General features: G+C 61.4%; 19 protein-coding genes. 12 read left to right on the plus strand and 7 right to left on the minus strand.

The window, feature by feature from the left end:
- Positions 1-113 precede the first annotated feature (113 nt).
- The gene (locus tag ACVILI_RS21055; protein WP_069090404.1) at positions 114-560 is read left to right on the plus strand and encodes a pyridoxamine 5'-phosphate oxidase family protein; all 447 of its coding nucleotides are present in this window, start codon (positions 114-116) and stop codon (positions 558-560) included.
- A 376-nt stretch (positions 561-936) separates the two neighbouring features.
- Here the strand turns inward: ACVILI_RS21055 and ACVILI_RS21060 are convergent, their stop codons facing one another.
- Together ACVILI_RS21060 and ACVILI_RS21065 are read right to left on the minus strand one after the other, a co-directional pair.
- A complete protein-coding gene (locus ACVILI_RS21060; RefSeq protein WP_457102587.1) occupies positions 937-1,467 on the minus strand; it encodes a nitroreductase family protein in 531 nt (176 codons plus the stop codon).
- Positions 1,467-2,690: an IS256 family transposase gene (locus ACVILI_RS21065; protein WP_038649879.1), complete on the minus strand. Its 1,224-nt coding sequence runs from the start codon at positions 2,688-2,690 to the stop codon at positions 1,467-1,469. Before ACVILI_RS21065 ends, ACVILI_RS21060 begins: the two co-directional genes overlap by 1 nt.
- A 392-nt stretch (positions 2,691-3,082) precedes the next feature.
- Between ACVILI_RS21065 and ACVILI_RS21070 the strand changes: the two genes are divergently transcribed.
- Positions 3,083-4,138: an LOG family protein gene (locus ACVILI_RS21070; protein WP_240565017.1), complete on the plus strand. Its 1,056-nt coding sequence runs from the start codon at positions 3,083-3,085 to the stop codon at positions 4,136-4,138.
- A gap of 74 nt (positions 4,139-4,212) precedes the next feature.
- On the opposite strand, the gene ACVILI_RS21075 is transcribed toward ACVILI_RS21070, so the two are convergent.
- A complete protein-coding gene (locus ACVILI_RS21075; RefSeq protein WP_171903227.1) occupies positions 4,213-4,752 on the minus strand; it encodes a nitroreductase family protein in 540 nt (179 codons plus the stop codon).
- A 365-nt stretch (positions 4,753-5,117) separates the two neighbouring features.
- On the opposite strand from ACVILI_RS21075, the gene groL reads away from it, so the two are divergent.
- The 6 genes from groL to ACVILI_RS21105 all read left to right on the plus strand — a co-directional run bounded on the left by groL (position 5,118) and on the right by ACVILI_RS21105 (position 9,786).
- Positions 5,118-6,740: a chaperonin GroEL gene (gene groL / locus ACVILI_RS21080; protein ID WP_038647117.1), complete on the plus strand. Its 1,623-nt coding sequence runs from the start codon at positions 5,118-5,120 to the stop codon at positions 6,738-6,740.
- Positions 6,741-6,870: 130 nt separating this feature from the next.
- Positions 6,871-7,686: a universal stress protein gene (locus ACVILI_RS21085; protein ID WP_038647119.1), complete on the plus strand. Its 816-nt coding sequence runs from the start codon at positions 6,871-6,873 to the stop codon at positions 7,684-7,686.
- A gap of 63 nt (positions 7,687-7,749) precedes the next feature.
- Positions 7,750-8,277 (plus strand): flavin reductase family protein, encoded by a 528-nt coding sequence (locus tag ACVILI_RS21090; RefSeq protein ID WP_038652787.1) that lies wholly within the window; start codon positions 7,750-7,752, stop codon positions 8,275-8,277.
- 89 nt (positions 8,278-8,366) lie between these two features.
- Entirely contained in the window at positions 8,367-9,191 is an 825-nt protein-coding gene (locus ACVILI_RS21095; protein ID WP_038647121.1) for a universal stress protein, read from the plus strand.
- A gap of 79 nt (positions 9,192-9,270) precedes the next feature.
- On the plus strand, positions 9,271-9,498 hold the full coding sequence (locus tag ACVILI_RS21100; RefSeq protein ID WP_038647123.1) for a ChaB family protein: 228 nt from the start codon (positions 9,271-9,273) through the stop codon (positions 9,496-9,498).
- A gap of 72 nt (positions 9,499-9,570) precedes the next feature.
- Positions 9,571-9,786, plus strand: a complete 216-nt coding sequence (locus ACVILI_RS21105; protein WP_038647125.1) for a hypothetical protein — start codon at positions 9,571-9,573, stop codon at positions 9,784-9,786.
- 189 nt (positions 9,787-9,975) lie between these two features.
- On the opposite strand, the gene ACVILI_RS21110 is transcribed toward ACVILI_RS21105, so the two are convergent.
- The 4 genes from ACVILI_RS21110 to ftsH all read right to left on the minus strand — a co-directional run bounded on the left by ACVILI_RS21110 (position 9,976) and on the right by ftsH (position 13,695).
- Positions 9,976-10,374: a baeRF12 domain-containing protein gene (locus tag ACVILI_RS21110; RefSeq protein ID WP_338100926.1), complete on the minus strand. Its 399-nt coding sequence runs from the start codon at positions 10,372-10,374 to the stop codon at positions 9,976-9,978.
- Positions 10,375-10,524: 150 nt separating this feature from the next.
- Positions 10,525-11,172 (minus strand): BON domain-containing protein, encoded by a 648-nt coding sequence (locus ACVILI_RS21115; RefSeq protein ID WP_240565018.1) that lies wholly within the window; start codon positions 11,170-11,172, stop codon positions 10,525-10,527.
- A 131-nt stretch (positions 11,173-11,303) separates the two neighbouring features.
- Complete coding sequence (locus tag ACVILI_RS21120; RefSeq protein WP_051726808.1) at positions 11,304-11,822, minus strand: pyridoxamine 5'-phosphate oxidase family protein; 519 nt, start codon at positions 11,820-11,822, stop codon at positions 11,304-11,306.
- Positions 11,823-11,874: 52 nt separating this feature from the next.
- Complete coding sequence (gene ftsH, locus ACVILI_RS21125) at positions 11,875-13,695, minus strand: ATP-dependent zinc metalloprotease FtsH (RefSeq protein ID WP_457102588.1); 1,821 nt, start codon at positions 13,693-13,695, stop codon at positions 11,875-11,877.
- Between the two features lie 183 nt (positions 13,696-13,878).
- On the opposite strand from ftsH, the gene ACVILI_RS21130 reads away from it, so the two are divergent.
- The 4 genes from ACVILI_RS21130 (at position 13,879) to ACVILI_RS21145 (ending at position 17,917) form a co-directional block, all read left to right on the plus strand.
- Positions 13,879-14,586: a CBS domain-containing protein gene (locus tag ACVILI_RS21130; RefSeq protein WP_038647131.1), complete on the plus strand. Its 708-nt coding sequence runs from the start codon at positions 13,879-13,881 to the stop codon at positions 14,584-14,586.
- 181 nt (positions 14,587-14,767) lie between these two features.
- Entirely contained in the window at positions 14,768-15,988 is a 1,221-nt protein-coding gene (locus ACVILI_RS21135; RefSeq protein WP_141700979.1) for an efflux RND transporter periplasmic adaptor subunit, read from the plus strand.
- On the plus strand, positions 15,985-17,211 hold the full coding sequence (locus tag ACVILI_RS21140; RefSeq protein WP_038647135.1) for an FtsX-like permease family protein: 1,227 nt from the start codon (positions 15,985-15,987) through the stop codon (positions 17,209-17,211). Before ACVILI_RS21135 ends, ACVILI_RS21140 begins: the two co-directional genes overlap by 4 nt.
- A complete protein-coding gene (locus tag ACVILI_RS21145; protein ID WP_038647137.1) occupies positions 17,204-17,917 on the plus strand; it encodes an ABC transporter ATP-binding protein in 714 nt (237 codons plus the stop codon). Before ACVILI_RS21140 ends, ACVILI_RS21145 begins: the two co-directional genes overlap by 8 nt.
- Positions 17,918-17,950: the final 33 nt, after the last annotated feature.

Below are 17,950 nucleotides of genomic sequence, written 5' to 3' on the forward strand. Positions count from 1 at the left end.
CGACCCCAGAAAAAAGAGAGCTTCCATCAGGCGATGGGAGCGTAGAGTCTGCCAAGATTGACGCGCCGGTTGCCTGGCAAAGCTTTCGGTTCCTAACCGTTCTGGAGACGACAATGTTGATACGTGCCCTAAGCATGAGCGAATGCCGAGAATTGCTGGCCGGGCATCATTTGGCCCGCTTGGCTTGCGCCAAGGACGGGCGCCCCTATGTGGTCCCGATCTATTATGCATACGCTGATGAGGCATTTTACGCATTCTCTATTCCAGGCAAGAAGATCGACTGGATGCGTTCCAATCCGCAAGTGTCCGTGCTCGTCGAGAGTCCGTTGCCAAGACGTCAGTGGAAGAGCGTCGTCGCGGATGGACGCTACGAAGAGTTGCCCGAGAGGATCGGTCACAAGCGCCAGCGGGATCGTGCTTGGTCATTGCTGAGTACCCACACCAGCTGGTGGGATCCTGGCGCCCTGAAACCACTCACCCCTCCCCTGGCCGACGATGCCCGCCACATATTCTTCCGGATAGCTATAGAGGAGATCTCGGGGCGAGAAGCCAGGGAATAGGCTCCAGAGCGTCGAGGTGTTCGGGTTTGGCGGCTGACCGGACTCAGGACGGGCCGCGGGATCGCATTCGCGAGCAGATATGGTCGGCTGGTGCTCGGCCTGGGCCGATCCGACACCGAAGCATCCGAAGGCGATCGATGACCGCGGCTGTGGAATCTTCGTTGTTCACGGAGCCACTGTTTCGAACCAGGTTGAGATGGGCGCCATCGCTCAGGTCAGTGCCGCTGCGATCGGGAGGCGTCGGATGCGCTTGCCAGACGCGGCGTAGACAGCATTGGCGATCGCGGCGGCCGTCGGTACCGATCCTGGTTCGCCAACGCCGGTTGACGGCACGTTGGCATCGCCCACGAAAGTGACCTCGATCGCATGCGGCGCGTCAGCGGCTCCATACGATCTTGGCCTTCTGCCGTGGCGTTGGTGATGGAAGCGACCTGCGATGACCCAGAATGATGGGCGCGACGGCGTGCCACTCTGCCGGAATGCCGAGTTCCGCCTTGACTGCCGGATCGTTGAGCCACGGTCGCGACAGACCGATCCAGCACGTCCCGAGACCCTTCGCATGCGCCGCAAGCATGAAATTCTCCCCGGCCAGGCAGCAGTCCTCGAATGACTGGCTCTCACCATCTGCAGCGCAGATGATGATGAGTGCGGCCGCGCCGTGAAAAATCTCGAAAGCCGGGTCGGCTGCATGCATCGCCAACGGGGATCCGGCGGGCAAGTGCAGTTGCACATGGCGCTTGGCTTCCGCCGAAAGCCTGCGTAGACGCTCGGCTCCGGGCACGACGACGAAGCTCCATGGCTGACGGTTGATGGCGCTCGGCGCCAGGATGGCCGCTCCGATCAGATCTTGCACTACGGTTTCATCGGGACTGTCAGGAATTCCGTGTGCGGGCGGGCTGTTGAACATTATGCAGCCATTGCCCTGATGAAGCGCTCGCCGAAGATGACAGCGAATTGGGCCTTGGCCATGGTCCACTCACGTGGCGGCATTTTCCACTCTTTCTCGGATCGGTTCAAGATCAGATAGAGCAGCTTGGTCGCCGCGTCGTCGCTGGGGAAATGGCCCCTGGCCCTGACAGCCCGTCGAAGTTTCGAGTTCAACGCCTCTATTGAGTTCGTCGTGTAAATGATCCGGCGGACGTCGTCAGGGAACGCGAAGAATGGAATGACCTCGGCCCAGGCGCGCCGCCAGCTCTGGCCGATGGCGGGATAGCGCAGGCCCCAGGGGCCGGCCTCGAACGCCGCCAGCGCCTTTTCGGCGGCATCGGCATCGACGGCGCGGTAGATTTCCTTGAGTGCGCCGGCGAGGCTCTTGCGATCTTTCCAGGACACGAAGTCCATCGAGTTGCGCAGCAGATGGACTATGCACGTCTGGACGATCGCCTCCGGGAACACAGCGGTGATCGCGTCCGGGAAGCCTTTCAGGCCATCGACGACGGCCAGAAGGATATCCTCCGTGCCGCGGTTCTTGAGCTCGTTCATCACCCGCAGCCAGAACTTGGCGCCTTCATTCTGCTCGAGCCACAGGCCCAGCACCTCCTTTGCACCATCGGCGCGCACGCCCAGTGCGATGTGGATGGCCTTGTTGCGGACCATCCCTTCATCGCGGATCTTGACCCGGATCGCATCGAAGAAGACCAGCGGGTAAATCGGATCGAGCGGCCTTTGCTGCCAGGTGGCGACTTCGTCGAGCACGGCGTCCGTCACCGTTGAGATCAGGTCCGCAGACACATCGATGCCGTACAGATCGCGCAGGTGCCCGGTGATCTCCCGGGTGCTCATGCCACGCGCGTACATCGACACGATCTTGTCATCAAAGCCGGGAAAACGGCGCTGGTACTTGGCGATCAGTTGCGGATCGAAACTCGACTGGCGGTCACGCGGAACATCGATCTCCAGCTTGCCGGTCTCGGTCGTCACCGTCTTGCGGCCATAACCGTTGCGCGTGTTGCCAGCGTCTTCGCCGCTCGCCAGATGATGGTCCATCTCCGCGTTCAGCGCGCGCTCGGTCAGAGCCTTCTTGAGCGTATCCAGCAGGCCGCCCTGTTCGAAGGCAGCACTGGCTGCCCCGCCTGCCAGAAGCTGGTCGAGAAGATCATTCGGTATCGCAGGTTCTTTGCGTCGGGTCATAGTGGGAATCCTTTTTACCCATTATGCCCGCCCGCACACGGAATTCCTGACAGTCCCGTTTCATCCAAAGGTTCGTCCGTGAATTCCCTCACGGCACGCCGAGTGCGCAACGCTTCCATCAGTTCCATGACACGCTCCAAAAGCCGATTGCCGCCAATCTAGGCGCCGACACAGGTCGCGCTTTGATGCATCTCAAAGCTTCGTCTGCTGTCTCCCCTGATGCTGGCGAAGAGACTTAACGGAAAGAAGAGCCGCGGACGGCGGGACATGCTGCAACACCTGCCCCTGGAGAGGTACGAGGCACCGACCGGTTATCGATCCAGGATTTGATCGCTCCAGTGTTGCGCTCCAACACGGCTCGGCGCGACGCTCGATGTGTTGGCGCTTCCACTGTGTATGATGTCGAGATTGCGGATGCGCCGTTCAAACTGAATAGGAAAGCCATCAAGATGGACCGATCCGAGGCTGGTAGATCAAAACGCAGGCTGCGGGTGATCTCCGTCCCCCCACCACCCCACCCGCTGCAGCGGCAGCTGCCGTTGCCTGGGCAGACCCGCAAGACTCCGGCAGACGACCCTGGAGCGGCTGGCCGGATTGAGGCCATACTGGCCAGCCCCAGCTATCGATTGGCAGTCGAAGATCCTGCCTTTCTCGAAAGCGATGATACGCGTGGGCCGCGACTCGAAATCGACTACCTCAAGCCAGAGATGTTGCTGCGTCAGCACCGCATTCGCGGAACGATTGTCGTGTTCGGCAGTACGCGCATCTGCGAACCAGTTGCGGCGCGGCGCAACCTTAGCGCACTTCGAAGCACGGAACTGGTGCAACCGCCCGCCGACGTGAGCTTGCGTCTCAGGGCGGCCGAACGAATCGCATCGAAGGCGCGCTACTACGATGTCGCACGTCAATTTGGCAGATTGGTCAGCGGCGCCAATCGCGATCAGCTGGATCACCAAATCGTGATCATGACGGGTTCAGGTCCCGGGATCATGGAGGCTGCCAACCGGGGCGCTTTCGATCTTTCCATGCCTTCGGTAGGGCTCAACATCAGCTTGCCGAATGAACAATACCCCAATCCGTATGTCAGCCCGGAGCTTTGTTTTCAGGTGCACTATTTCGCCATCCGCAAACTTCATTTCCTGCTACGCGCGAAGGCCCTTGTCGCCTTTCCCGGCGGGTTCGGAACACTGGACGAACTGTTCGAAACCCTCACCCTTGTTCAGACCCGCAAGATCAAGCCAATTCCAGTCGTCCTGGTTGGCAAGGAGTTCTGGCGCCGTGCCATCGACATGGATTTCCTGGTGGAGGAAGGAGTCATCGATCCGGAGGATCGCGACCTCTTCTGGTTTGCCGAAACGGCGGAGGAAATTTGGGAGGGTATACTGAACTGGCATGCCGCAGCCGGAGAGGCGCTCTATCCTGCGCCAACGGCTTCTCATGCGCCGTGACATCCCCATCAGGAGCCCAAGGAAGCGCTCCGGCCGACCGGGCGGCACGCTGAGTCAAAATCGAACCGCTACGCTTAGACCGCGGGCTTCGGATATCCGACGGGTTGGACAAACGTGACGATCTGTGACTTGGGCAGCTTGAGAAGTTGGGCCAAACCTCGTTTGTCGACGCTGCTCACCAGGCAAGTGCCAAGACCGACAGAGGCGCAATAGAGATAGACATTCTGTGCCACGATGGCTGTGTCGACGTGCGCAGCCTGGATCTGTTCCTCGGCGCTTGCTTCGTACATGCGAGCGCGGTCGGCGACATAGATCAGCACAACAGGCGCGGTTCCAACGAAGGGCTCGGCACCTGTCCTCATGCGAATATCTTCCGCAAGCACGATGGGAGCCGCCTGGATCATTGGATCGAATTGGCGCACTCCCTGTCCGTCCGCCACGTAGATCGCGGTCTCCATCGAGCCGTGCCATGACGGCGCCGTATGACCGCCGGTAGCGGGCCTGTTCAGACCAAAAGCGCACCACAGCAAAGTCGAGAGGTCCCCCTCTTCGATCGACTTGTCGTCAAAGAGCCGGATCGAGCGCCTGAGGGACAAGGCCTCAAGCAGGGGCATTCCTCCGAGCCTCATTGCCTCCGGAAGGGCCGTGGCGCTATCGGCGGATGCTGGCCGGCATGCCAACGCAACGGGAAGCGCAGCCGCTGTCAGAAAGAGACGTCTCGTAAATCCGCGCATGGCTGCTTCCTGCATGGGCCCCGAAGCATCAAGCAGGCAGTTGCGCAGGTCATCATTGATCACCGTCAAAGGCCGGAGATAGTGATCAATGCTCACAGGGCGCCGAATGTGAGGGTAGGATGAGGATCAGAGGCTGAATTTCTCGAGCATCGCCGGTCTCTACCGCTGACGCTTGGATTGATGCGTATCAAAGCCGGCCGAACTCACCCCTGCTAGCCAAGGCGGATCATAGCACCGAGGCGGTCATGGCTCACAAACAGGTATTGTTTCGATCAGCAGCGCGCGAAAAGATTCTTCGTGGCGCAACCCAGCTCGCCGACGCCATACGCGTGACGCTCGGGCCGCGTTCGAAATCGGTTCTGATCGAAAAGAAATGGGGCGCTCCCACAGTCTGCAATGACGGCGTGACCATCGCCAAGGAATTCGACCTGAAGGATCCCGAGGAAAATCTTGGGGCGCGGATGCTCAGGCAGGCGGCCGAGAAAACCGGGGACATGGTCGGTGACGGCACCAGCACGTCGACCATTCTGGCCCATGCGATGTTCGCCGACGGCGTACGCAACGTCGTCGCCGGCGCCAGCGCGATCGACATAAAACGAGGCCTTGACCGCGCCACCAAACGGGCAATCGAAACGCTCAAGCAGATATCTCGGCCTGTCTCGACCCGTCGCGAGAAAGAACAGGTGGCAACGATCTCCGCGCACAACGATCCTCTCATCGGTCAGTTGGTCGGCGAGGCAATGGAGAAGGTCGGCGGCGAAGGCGTCATTACGGTCGAAGAATCGAAGACCACGGAAACCGTCCTCGACGTCGTCGAGGGCATGCAGTTCGATCGCGGATTCCTGTCACCATATTTCGTGACCGATCCCGAGAAGATGGAAGCGGTCCTCGAAGACGCGCTCGTGCTCATCGTCGAAAAGAAGATCGCTTCGCTGAATGATCTGATCAAGCTGCTCGAGGCTGTGGCGAAGTCCGGAGCCCCCCTGCTCGTTATCGCCGAGGAAGTCGAAGGCGAGGCACTGGCGACGCTCATCGTCAATCAGATCCGCGGCACCTTCAAGAACTGTGCCGTAAAGGCGCCAGGCTTCGGCGATCGCCGCAAGGCCATGTTGCAGGATATCGCCATCCTGACCGGCGGACAGGTCATCTCCGAGGATCTCGGGCTCAAGCTGGAAAACGTCACCATGGAGCAGTTGGGGCGCGCGAAGCGGATTGTCGTCGACAAGGACAATACGACGATCATTGGCGGCGGCGGAGATGCAAAGGCGATCAAGGGCCGTGTCGAACAGATTCGGCGCGAGATCGACAATACGACGAGCGACTATGATCGCGAGAAGCTGCAGGAGCGACTGGCCAAGCTTGCGGGCGGCGTCGCCGTCATCAAGGTCGGCGCGCCGACCGAGGCCGAGATGAAATCGAAGAAGGAAGCGCTCGACGATGCCATCAGCGCCACCAAGGCTGCGATCGCCGAAGGCATAGTGCCAGGCGGCGGGCTCGCCCTCTTGCGCTGCATCAAGACCGTGACCGACGAGCAAGAGAATTGCGAAGGCGACGAGCGCACGGGCGTGCAGATTCTCAAGCGGGCACTCGAAGCACCGGTCCGGCAGATCGCCGAGAATTCCGCGGTCGACGGCGGCGTTGTCATTGCCAAGATGCTCGAAGGCACCGGCAATTTCGGCTTCGATGCGGGAAAGAAGGAATATGTCGACTTGGTCGAAGCCGGCATCATCGATCCGACCAAGGTCGTTCGCATCGCACTGGAGAACGCAGTCTCGGTGGCGAGCGTCCTGCTCTTAACCGAAGCGACCATGACCGAAATACCGGAACCGACGAAAGAACGCGCCCTCGAACCAGAGATGCCAATGTAGGGCGGCGAGACCACAATTCAGATGGAGGCGAAAGGCGCGATCCGCCGAGATCGGCAGACTTTGATGCGCATCAAGGCGCACGATCGGACCTCAGGTGATCCTGCGACAAATCTCATCGGAGGGCACGAAAATGATCTTCAACACCATCATGGTTCAACTCGATGTCGATTCTCCGGCAGCGCCGCGAACGAACTATGCGCTGGAGTTGGCGCGACGCTTCGAAGCCAAGCTGATCGGTTTTGCCGCGGCCGATTCATATGTCTTTGTTCCCGGTGACGATGGTGGGATGGCGGCGGCGGAAATCATGCGTGAACGTCGGATCGAGATCGAGGATCGCCTGAAGATCCTCAAGGAGGAATTCTTGTCTCTCGTCGGAGACGGCGCCACCTTACGTGAAGAGATCGGGGATCCGACACGCCTGCTCGCGATGCACGCCCGCGCCGCCGATCTCGTCGTGACGGGAACGCCGGTCTCCGGCGCTGATCACAACCGGGTGGTCGACATCGGAACATTGGTGCTGTCGGCTGGGCGGCCTGTGCTGATCGCGGCTGACCGGCTTGTTCCACCTGACCCCGAGAAGGTTCTGGTGGCGTGGAAGGATACTCGCGAGGCTCGGCGAGCAGTCACCGATGCATTGCCCTTTCTGACCGGCGCACAAGATGTGCTCGTGGCGACGATCGAAGAACAGAAGCAGAGGGATGCGCGCGAAAGTGTCGGCGACGTCGTCCGGTTCATGATGAGGCATGGCATCAAGGCGAGATCGGAAGTCCTGGACCCGGATCATGGGGATGCTTGCGAAACCATCATCGAACTCGCCCACGGCATGGGTGCCGACCTTGTCGTCGCCGGCGGCTATGGTCACAGCCGGCTGCGTGAATGGGCCTTTGGTGGAATGACCCGCTCCCTGCTCAGCAATGGCTCCGTCAACCGCTTGTTCTCGAACTGACACGCCACATGCAGGCTGTTCGCCGCGGTGACGGCCGCCTTGCGCTACAACGGAGGTGCGAAGATGAAGGAACTGCCGCTTGCAGATGTCTATCGGCTGATCGAGCCGGGTCCAGTCGCTCTGCTGACAACCCGGGCGAGAGGCCGCGCCAATGTCATGACCATGTCGTGGCACATGGTGGAGTTTACACCGCCGACGATTGCCTGTGTCGTGTCGAGTGGCGATTTCTCGTTTGGCGCGTTGCGCGACACGAAGGAGTGCGTGATCGCTATCCCGGCCGTGGGGCTGGCGGAGAAAGTCGTGGCGGCCGGCAACTGCTCAGGCCGGGACAAAGACAAGTTCGCGACGACCTGGCTGACGCCGCTGCCCGGCGAGCGTGTCGCCGCGCCCTTGGTCGCTGAATGCTTTGCCAATCTCGAATGCCGCGTGGTCGATACCCGGCTCGTCAACAAATACAATCTTTTCGTCCTCGAGGTCGTGAAGGCTTGGGTTGATCCGGGGCAGCCAAGGCCCAAGACCATGCACCATATTGGAAAGGGTACCTTCGTGGTGGACGGAGAGACCATCCATTTCGAGTCGCATATGCCCTGAGGTCGCAACTTGATCGGCATCAAGGATCGCAATGCGTGGGACGGGCTAGATTAAGCCGATCCGACCGATACCGACCAAGAGCATCACCGATGGGGTACAAATCCATTCTGCTGAATGTGGGCATAGATGGCCCGATCGCGCCCGTCACCAGGATCGCCATCGATCTTGCCAGGCGCTCCAAGGCTCGGTTGATCGGCTTCTGTGCGGCCGATGCGCCCTTGCCCGTGACGATGGCGCCCGAGGGTGCCGCTATAGCCGCCGAGGTCTGGCAGCAGTTGAGGGACGATATCAAGAAGCGTTTCGAGGAGCGGCGCCTCGAGTTTGACGGTCTGGTTGCCGGTTCGGTGGCGACGGAGTGGCGCAACATGCTCGACAATCCCAACCATGCCTTGGTCGCGGCATCAAGGAGCGCGGATATCATCATCACTGGAGCTCCTGAAGGGGCTTCCTCCGGCGATTCCTATCGGACTGTCGATCCCGGCGGCCTCGCGCTGCGTGCCGGCAGGCCAGTGTTGATCTCGTCGGTCGGCGCGGAGCAGGCACCGACAGGGAGGATCGTGGTTGCCTGGAAGGATACCCGCGAAGCCAGGCGCGCAGTGGCCGATGCCGTGCCGCTGATGGCGATGGCGGATGATGTGATCGTGGTCAGTATCGATTCCGAACCGGGTGACCGAACGACGGCAGGCATAAAGGATGTAGCGACCTTCCTGGCCAGGCACGGTATCACGGCTCGCACCGAAGTGCTGAAGGCCGATGACGAGAGCGACGAGCTGATCGACTTCCTGAGTTCCGCCAAGGCCGACCTGGTCGTGTCAGGCGCTTATGGACACAGCCGGATCAGGGAATGGGTGTTCGGCGGCGTTACCCGCTCGCTGCTCGACGACGTCCAGCTCTGCCGCTTCCTGTCAAACTGATCGCCGCCCCTCGACGTGCCTTGGCCTGTTCGTCAGCCACCTGCGTAGGCGTCGGTTGGGCCTGGAAGTGAGGACCGCAATGCCTTATGCGACCGAGGAAGATCTTCCACCGCCCATCAGGACCCACCTGCCCCCGCATGCCCAGGAGATCTTTCGCGCCGCCTTCAACAGCGCCTGCGACGAATATGCCGACCAAGGCGAAAAGCGTGAGGAAACAGCCTATCGCGTCGCCTGGGCTGCCGTGAAACGCCATTATCGCAAGGAAGGCAGGGATTGGGTGCCTATCCGAGCAAACCGGGCAAATTGATCGAGATCAAGACAGTCCCAGCTGCATTCATTCATAGGATTTGGGATCAAGCACTTAGGCAATGTGGTTTCAATGACGGACAGCGTTACGGGGCTTCTCAACGCGTGCAACGCTGAGAAGAGCAAAGGGGCGGATTTTCCGACGATCTGGAAAGCGATCCTGAAGGTACACCCTTGTGTCACGGGATCACCGATTCAGGACAGCAGCGACGACGGTCCGGTGCTGCGAATTCCTTTGATCACAGGGCAATTTCTCGTCTTCCTGGGCTCGGACTTCTCGCTCGTTTAGCGGCAATGGCTGACAGCTATCGGTTGTGCAGGGATCCCGAGATTCTTGGCTGGGGATTTGCGGCGGACGCCACTGGCGAAAAACACTGCCGCCAGCGATCCCTTGCCAGTCATAGGTGCGTGAAGCCAACATCCCGCCACACCAGCGACGGTCGTCGATAGCAGCCTGGTTATGGGGTGTGCGGACTACTCAAGCCGCCGCCAACGTATTTTCGATGGCTTCGACTGAGTGCTTCACGAGATCCTTGCCGAGTTCACCCGCCAGTTTCGCTTTAAGCGAAGGCTCGACATGCTTGCGCAGTTCGCCGAGCGTGCGCGGATCGGCAACCACCACCACATGCTCGAACGCTTCCGTCAGCGCCCCCCGATTGAGATACTCGGCAACGGCAGCGGCAAAATCGTCTTCCCGCAGGCGAGAGTCGTCCGGATTGGCGGTGGAACTGCGGTGGCGACCGCCCGACCCGGTGTTGGCCGTTTTGAGCGTCGGCTCGCCCAATTCAACCAGATCGATCTGGGGTTCGTGGCCCTTGTTGCGAAACAGGCGCAACTTCTCGCCCTCGGTTACCGCGACCAGCGTGCCAGTCGTCATAATCATGTTGTTACTCCTTGACATAGAATGAAGGCGTTGCTCGCCATCATTGGCCGCGATCCTCACCGCCAGATGCACTTCGCGGTGGCGCGTGCCTCGGACTATCGGCGCGACGGCCGCTTGAGCCGCCGCGTCAACCAGGTCGAGCCATCAGACGATCGCAATCCGGTCTTCCACCATCCGGACGCCCGGCGTCGACCAAGCGGCGCGTTCCGCTGCCTGGCGCTCGGACCATGCCTTGACCTTGCCTTCAAGCGTCACCCTGCCATCCCGCACGTTGACGCGGATCGCCTGGGCTTCGATTTCCGCATCGCGCTTCAGCGCATCCTCGATGCGCTTCTTGACGTCGGGTACCGAGGCACGTGGGGTGATTTCGATCTGATTGGCAACGCCGACAACGCCGGCCAGCCCGCGCACGGCCTCGGCCGCCGCGTTCTTCTGGTATTGCCATTCAACTTTCCCGGTCAGCGTGATCCAGCCGTCCTGGACCTTGACCTGCACCTTGTCCCTCGGGATGGAGACATTCCAGGTCACGGCATTGACCGCACGCCTGGCGATCTCGTCGTCCGCGGTCCCCTTCTGTCCAATCAGCCGGACTTCGATTTCCTCGGCGATACCCTTCACGCCCTTGAGCCGCTTGACCACATTTTCGGCAGTGGTCTTTTCCCAGTAGGAAGAAACATGTCCGGTGAGGGTGACGATGCCATCTTCCACGGCGACGCCGATGTGGGCGGCGTCGATGCTCGGCTCAAATTCCAACTCATCGAGAATGTTCTGACGCAATGTTAGATCCGTCATTGGTCTGTCTCCTGTTTGTTGAAGCGGACTTGTCGCCCGCGGCGACAACAAAGCACCCTTGGCGCTCCTGCTCATTGATCCTGCTCAATGCCGGGTCAGATAGTCAGGTGGTCGGACGATTGGCGCGGTCGTCACGAGGTTGCGGAAGTGCCCGCAAGCCAATGGTGTTGCATGCTGTCCAGGGTTTCGGCGATGTCTTCAGCCTCGACTTTGACGAGATCGGCATGACCAAAACCCAGAGAATAGTCGAGCAAGGAGACGATCGTGGGCCGTACTCTGAAGAGCTTCGCGGGTGCGGCCTCAGAGGGCTGGATGGTCGAAATCTGCGGGAAGCGCTGCACCATCAGGCGTCCTATTTCTGTGAGCTCGGCAGGCAAGACGACCTCGGTGGCGGTCGCCGCCATCGACAGCCCCTTGATCTCCAGCCAGTTGTCGTAGGGTGCGGTCATGGCGACCGAAACGCGCGGATCGCGAGAAATATTCCCTGCTTTCTGCGAGCCGGCGCCGCAGCCGAAATAGAGCAGCAAACCATCATGGACGAACGAGACCACCGTCGCCTGGGGCGAGCCATCGGAGCGGTTCGTTGCGATCGTCATGTCCATGCAACGCGCCAGGATGTCGATCATCTTCTGCTGAAGCTTGTGTTTCATGACACTCTCCTCGTTTGTTCAATGCGGACCAGGATCTCCGCCTGCATCGCCTTCACGCCGCCGGGGCCAGCATCTCGGTTCGCCGCAGCGGAGCGAAGTCGTCAGGCGTCAGCGTTTCTTTCTCGAGCAGCAGCCTCGCGCCAGCGCGCAGGTCGGTGATCCTTTCGCGAAGCAAATCCCTGGCATTGGCAAAGGCCTCATCGATCATACCGCGGACTGCCAGATCGACCTCACGCGCCGTGGCCTCCGAATAGTCCTTTTTGTTCGGCAGGCCAGGGCCGTCGCCAAGCCATTGCAGACGCTGCTCTTCGAGGACTGCCTGCCCTACCGTCGGGTCCATGCCGAAACGGGTGACACATTGACGGGCGATGTCCGTGACCTTCGCGAGGTCGTCGGCCGCCCCGGTCGAAACTTCGCCGAATATGACTTCCTCCGCCGCGCGGCCGCCCATGAGGACGACCATGCGGTCCTTCAGTTCACTGACCGTGATCAGGAACCGATCCTCGGTCGGACGCTGCATGGTGTAGCCGAGAGCGCCGATCGAGCGCGGGATGATGGATACCTTGTGCACCGGATCGGCGCTCCTCTTCGCGACCGCCACCAGGGCGTGCCCCATTTCGTGAAAGGCGACACGCTCACGCTCCTGCGGTTTCAGCAATCGGCTTTTGCGTTCCGACCCTGCGACGATGCGCTCGACCGCATTGGTGAAGTCATCCATCGTCACCTTGTCGGCGCCGCGTCGCGTGGCGACGATGGCCGCCTCGTTGACCAGATTGGCAAGGTCGGCCCCGGTGAAACCGGGCGTTATCGCGGCAATCTCGTCCGCGCTGACGCCAGGAGCGATTGAGACTTTCTGGATGTGGACCTTGACGATCGCCTCCCGACCTTTGCGGTCAGGCCGGTCCAGAACGACCTGCCGGTCGAAGCGCCCTGCCCGCAGCAAGGCCGGGTCCAGGATTTCGGGCCGATTGGTGGCGGCCAGCAGCACGATACCGACACGCGGATCGAAACCGTCGAGTTCCGACAGCAGTTGGTTCAATGTCTGCTCTTTCTCGTCACCGCCGCCGTAACCCGCGAACGGGCTGCGGGCACGTCCCAACGCGTCAAGTTCGTCGATGAAAATGATGCAGGGCGCAGCTTGCCGGGCCTGCTCGAACAGGTCCCGCACCCGCGCTGCCCCCACGCCGACGAACATCTCGACGAATTCCGAGCCTGAGATGGAAAAGAAGGGCACCCCCGCCTCGCCTGCGACCGCGCGCGCCATCAGTGTCTTGCCGGTTCCGGGCGGCCCGACCAGCAGGATGCCCTTGGGGATACGCGCGCCAAGGCGACCGTACTTGTCTTTGTCCTTGAGGAAGGAAACGATTTCCTGCAGTTCGGCCTTGGCTTCATCGACGCCCGCCACGTCTTCAAAAGTCACTCCGGTCTTGCGCTCCAGATAGACCTTCGCCTTCGACTTGCCGATGTTGATCAGGCCGCCCATGCCTTGCCTGTCGGCGAAGCTGCGGAAAAAGAACATCCAGATGCCGACGAAGATCAGCGCTGGCAGAATCCAGGAGAGAATTGTCGTCAGCCAGTTGCTGTCGGAAGCGCCGCTGACCTTGGCGCCGGCCTTCTCAAAAACCGTGGCTGCCGCAGGGTCGACGCGATTGGCAAGGAATGTGGTCTTGCCATCCTCCGGCTCCTTGAACGCACCTTCGATCATGGTCTCGGTGAGCGTGACGGACGCAACCTTGCCCTCCTGCGCGAGGCGGATGACGTCACTGTAGGAAAGCTGAGCGGTATCGCGATACGCGAGCCAGGATTGAAGCAAGCCGATCAGCAGAAGAGCGGCCACGACGTAGCCGATGTTGAATTTATGCTTGATGTCCATCGTTCGACGCTCGAACCAGATTTTGCAGGATTGGGTTCGAAAACTGCAACCTCGGTCGAGATCCTGCCTTGACGCCGGTCAAAGCGCCCGCCTGCCCAGGGAATAAGAAGAGCCCAGCTGTTCCATGCTGTCGTGGTCCCACGGCGGCAAGCCGAACAAGGGTAAATTTCGAAGGAGACGAACATGCAAGCCTTATCGATAATGACCTCCCCAGTCATTGGCGTCGAACCGTCGGCGTCGATTGCCGACGCGGCCGGGCTGATGCTGTCGCGCAAGATCAGCGGCCTTCCCGTCATCCGCAGCGATGGCATGCTGGTCGGGATTGTCAGTGAAGGCGATTTTCTGCGCCGCGGCGAGCTGGGCACGAAACGCAAGCGCCCGCGCTGGCTGGAGTTTCTCGTCAGCCCAGGACGTGTCGCCGAGGAGTATGTCCATGCCAACGGCCGTCGGGTCGACGAGGTAATGTCCGAGAACGTCGTCACGACATCCCCTGAAAGCGCATTGGAGGACGTCGTCGAACTCATGACGCGCCACCAGGTCAAACGCATTCCGGTGGTCGAGGGCGGAAAAGTTGTCGGCATCGTCACACGTTCCGATCTTCTGCGCGCATTGCTTCGCTCTCTTCCAAAGGGCGGCTCGACGTTGGCAACCGACGAACAGATCCGTCAGAAGATCGTTGCGGAACTTGCCGCCCAGCCATGGGCTGGAACAGGCATGATCCATGTCAGGGTCGACAAGGGGATTGCCGAACTGAATGGCGCGATCCTCGACGAGCGCGAGCGCCAGGCCGCGCTTGTCGCGGCAGAAAACGTCGCCGGCGTAAAGGCCGTGACCGACCACCTGTACTGGGTCGAGCCACTGTCCGGGATCGTGGTCGACCCGCCAGCTTAAGGCGATACTGCCAACCGAGATCGGCCGCGCGATCGGAAACTGGCAAGCCGAAGGTCAGAATTGATCTGGCACAAGGTGGCAGGCGCGTGCCGCCATAATCACTTGGGCGATTTCACCCCTCGAGGCCGCCATGCTGCAGACCAACACAGATTTGCATCCCGACATATCCCACAGGCTGCGCATGTCGGCGGCCAGGCATTTTGTCTGGCTGCACAAATGGCTGCTTGGCGGGCTGGCCTTGCTGGCGGTCGCTCTTGCCCTGGCGCTGGCGCGCTGGCTTGTCGGCCCGGAAGTCGTCGTCTATCGCGTGATCCGCGGCGATCTCACAAGGACCGTCGTGGCGAGCGGCCACGTCGAGACGCCCTATCGCGTGAATATCGGAACGCAGTACACCGGCACGGTCGCGGAGGTGCTGGTCGACGAGGGCCAGATCGTCAAACGGGGCCAGCCGCTCATTGTCCTGGAGTCCAGCGAACTGAAATCCGCGGTCGTCCAGGCGCAAGGCGCCGCCGCGCAGGCGGAGGCGCGGATGCGGCAGCTGCGGGAGTTCACGCTGCCGGCCGCGCAGCAGGCGCTCAAGCAGGCCGAGGCGACGCTGGTCAATGCCCAGGCGGCCTACCAAAGGGCCGAACAGCTCTCCAAGGCGGGTTTCGGCACCCGCGAGACGCTCGACACCGCCACCAGGGATCTTGATGTCGCGCGCACCCAGGTCCGCACGGCCGAGCTCTCCGTCTACACCGCACAGCCCGGGGGCAGCGACTACGTGATGGCGCTGACCCAGCTCAATCAGGCACAGGCCAATGTCGCGACTTCGCAAGCGCGCCTTGGCTATGCGACCATCGCCGCGCCGCGAGACGGCACACTCATCACCCGCAATGTCGAGCGTGGCGCCATTGTTCAGCCCGGAAACGCCCTCCTCGTGCTGGCGCCCGCCGGCGATGTCCAGTTGGTGTTGCAGATCGACGAGAAGAACCTCGGTCTCCTTCGGGTAGGTCAGGACGCACTGGTCTCAGCCGACGCCTATCCAGACCATCGCTTCGACGCCAAGGTGTCGTACATCAACCCGTCCATCGACATCACGCGCGCGTCGGTGGAGGTGAAGCTCACCGCAACAGCTCCGCCGCCCTATCTGCGCCAGGACATGACCGTCTCCGTGGACATAGAAATCGACAAGCGCGCCTCGACGCTGGTCGTTCCGGCGCGCGCGGTGCATGACCCGACATCCGCTTCGCCTTGGGTTCTCGTCGTTCGCAACGGCCGCCCACGCGAGCAGGCGGTCAGGCTCGGCCTGCGCACGAGCGACCAGATAGAGGTCCTTGAAGGACTTGCGCAGGATGATCTGGTCGTTCCGATCGCCGCCGGCGTCAGGGCCGGCCAGCGCATCAGGCCGGTGGCGTCATGAAACCCTGGCTGACATTTGCCTGGATCGCAGCACTGCGGTTTCTCGCCGAAGGCCGCATGCAGTCGGGATTCATCCTCAGCGGCATCGCCATCGGCGTCGGTGTCATCGTGTTCATGTCGGCGATGCTGACCAGCGTGCAGACCAACTTCACCAATCGCGTGCTCACTTCTCAGCCGCAGATCCAGCTCCTGGCGCCACAGGAAGTCGCCCGACCACTGAGATGGCATGATGGGGTGATCGAGGCCGCGATCGTCCAGCAGCCGACGCAGCGCATCCTTTCCATCGATCAGTGGCAGACGATCCTCGCCGCGATGCGCGCCCGGCCGGATGTGGTGATCGCAACGCCGACCGTATCCGGTTCAGCACTTGCCGTACGCGGCGATGCCAGCCGCAGCATCGGCATCTTTGGAATGCAGGCCGACGACTATTTCCGCATCGTTCGTGTGCCGAACTACATCGTCGCCGGCAATTCAGAGCTTGGCTCCGACGACATCCTCGTCGGCCTCGAACTCGCCAAGGATATCGGCGCGACGATCGGCGACAAGATCAACGTAACGACCGCCATTGGCGGCAGCCGCACACTGACAATCAAGGGAATATTCGATCTCGGCAACAAGGGCGCGAACGCGCGCAACGCCTATGTCGCGCTGCGGACGGCTCAGAGCCTGCTCGGGCTGCTCGGCGGCGTGACGACGATCGACCTCACTGTCACCGACGTCTATGCGGCGGAAACCATTGCTCAGGACATTCAGGCGACGCTACCGGTGGAGGCCGACAGCTGGATCAAGACCAACGCCCAGATATTCACTGCGATCCGGGCCCAAAACCTCTCCAGTGCCCTGATCCGCATCTTTGTCGGCCTGTCCGTGGCGTTCGGCATTGCGGCCGTCCTGGTGGTGTCCGTGCTTCAGCGTTCCAAGGACATCGGCATATTGCGCGCCATGGGTTGCGCGCGCGGACAAATCCTGAGGGTCTTCCTGATCCAGGGCGGCGTGCTCGGTTTTGTCGGCTCATTGGCCGGAGCGCTTGTCGGCGCCGGCGCTCTGATGGTTTGGCACCGCTACGCACGACAGGCCGATGGCTCCGAACTGTTCCCCCTCTATATCCAACCGAGCCTGTTCGTATCTTCGGCGGCCCTTGCCACCATTACCGGGGTGATAGCCGGCATCGTGCCGGCGCTGCGCGCCGCAAGCCTCGATCCGGTGGATGCCATCCATGGCTGATCTGCTCGCTCTCGAAGGCATTCGCAAATCCTACAATGTCGGCACCCCGGTCGAGACCGAAGTGCTGCACGGCATAGACGTCACCATCCACCCGCGCGAATTTGTCGCCCTGATGGGGCCATCCGGATCAGGCAAGAGCACGCTGCTCAATATCATTGGCCTGCTCGATCGCCCGACCTCCGGGCGTCTATCGATCCATGGCGAGGACACGACTGAATTGTCGGAAGCCGCCTTGACCAGCCTGCGCGGCCACACGATCGGTTTCGTGTTCCAGTACCATTACCTGATCTCTGCTTTCACCGCTCGCGAGAATGTCATGATGCCGATGCTGCTGGATCGTGGCCGACCGGACGCCGCTATGGAACGGCGCGCCGACGAGCTCCTGGACTGGGTCGACCTCGGCAGATGGCGCAACAATCGGGCGCTGAACATGTCGGGCGGTCAGCAGCAGCGCGTAGCCATAGCCCGTGCCTTGGCCATGGATCCGTTGCTGGTGCTCGCCGATGAACCGACCGGCAATCTCGACACGGCCTCAGCCGATGCGGTTTTCGAATTGATGCGGCGCTTCAACAGGGAGCGCGGCACGACCTTCCTGATCGTCACGCACAACCATGATCTCGCCGGCCGCTGCGACCGGATCATCCAGGTCGTAGACGGCAGGATAACCGAGGACCGCATCAATGTGCTGGAACGCCATTCGCAGTGATGCCGCAAGCGAGGCTGGTATCTGGGACTGATC

It is taken from the genome of Mesorhizobium sp. USDA 4775 (genome assembly GCF_054062655.1).

Bases quoted from the DNA above. Each gene is read 5' to 3' on its own strand.
- groL (WP_038647117.1), top strand. From the start codon at position 5,118: ATGGCTCACAAACAGGTATTGTTTCGATCAGCAGCGCGCGAAAAGATT.
- ACVILI_RS21055 (WP_069090404.1), top strand. From the start codon at position 114: ATGTTGATACGTGCCCTAAGCATGAGCGAATGCCGAGAATTGCTGGCC.
- ACVILI_RS21120 (WP_051726808.1), bottom strand. From the start codon at position 11,822: ATGAAACACAAGCTTCAGCAGAAGATGATCGACATCCTGGCGCGTTGC.
- ACVILI_RS21075 (WP_171903227.1), bottom strand. From the start codon at position 4,752: ATGCCCCTGCTTGAGGCCTTGTCCCTCAGGCGCTCGATCCGGCTCTTT.
- ACVILI_RS21135 (WP_141700979.1), top strand. From the start codon at position 14,768: ATGTCGGCGGCCAGGCATTTTGTCTGGCTGCACAAATGGCTGCTTGGC.
- ACVILI_RS21095 (WP_038647121.1), top strand. From the start codon at position 8,367: ATGGGGTACAAATCCATTCTGCTGAATGTGGGCATAGATGGCCCGATC.
- ACVILI_RS21065 (WP_038649879.1), bottom strand. From the start codon at position 2,690: ATGACCCGACGCAAAGAACCTGCGATACCGAATGATCTTCTCGACCAG.
- ACVILI_RS21090 (WP_038652787.1), top strand. From the start codon at position 7,750: ATGAAGGAACTGCCGCTTGCAGATGTCTATCGGCTGATCGAGCCGGGT.
- ftsH (WP_457102588.1), bottom strand. From the start codon at position 13,695: ATGGACATCAAGCATAAATTCAACATCGGCTACGTCGTGGCCGCTCTT.
- ACVILI_RS21060 (WP_457102587.1), bottom strand. From the start codon at position 1,467: ATGTTCAACAGCCCGCCCGCACACGGAATTCCTGACAGTCCCGATGAA.
- ACVILI_RS21115 (WP_240565018.1), bottom strand. From the start codon at position 11,172: ATGACGGATCTAACATTGCGTCAGAACATTCTCGATGAGTTGGAATTT.
- ACVILI_RS21085 (WP_038647119.1), top strand. From the start codon at position 6,871: ATGATCTTCAACACCATCATGGTTCAACTCGATGTCGATTCTCCGGCA.
- ACVILI_RS21145 (WP_038647137.1), top strand. From the start codon at position 17,204: ATGGCTGATCTGCTCGCTCTCGAAGGCATTCGCAAATCCTACAATGTC.
- ACVILI_RS21110 (WP_338100926.1), bottom strand. From the start codon at position 10,374: ATGACGACTGGCACGCTGGTCGCGGTAACCGAGGGCGAGAAGTTGCGC.
- ACVILI_RS21105 (WP_038647125.1), top strand. From the start codon at position 9,571: ATGACGGACAGCGTTACGGGGCTTCTCAACGCGTGCAACGCTGAGAAG.
- ACVILI_RS21100 (WP_038647123.1), top strand. From the start codon at position 9,271: ATGCCTTATGCGACCGAGGAAGATCTTCCACCGCCCATCAGGACCCAC.
- ACVILI_RS21140 (WP_038647135.1), top strand. From the start codon at position 15,985: ATGAAACCCTGGCTGACATTTGCCTGGATCGCAGCACTGCGGTTTCTC.
- ACVILI_RS21130 (WP_038647131.1), top strand. From the start codon at position 13,879: ATGCAAGCCTTATCGATAATGACCTCCCCAGTCATTGGCGTCGAACCG.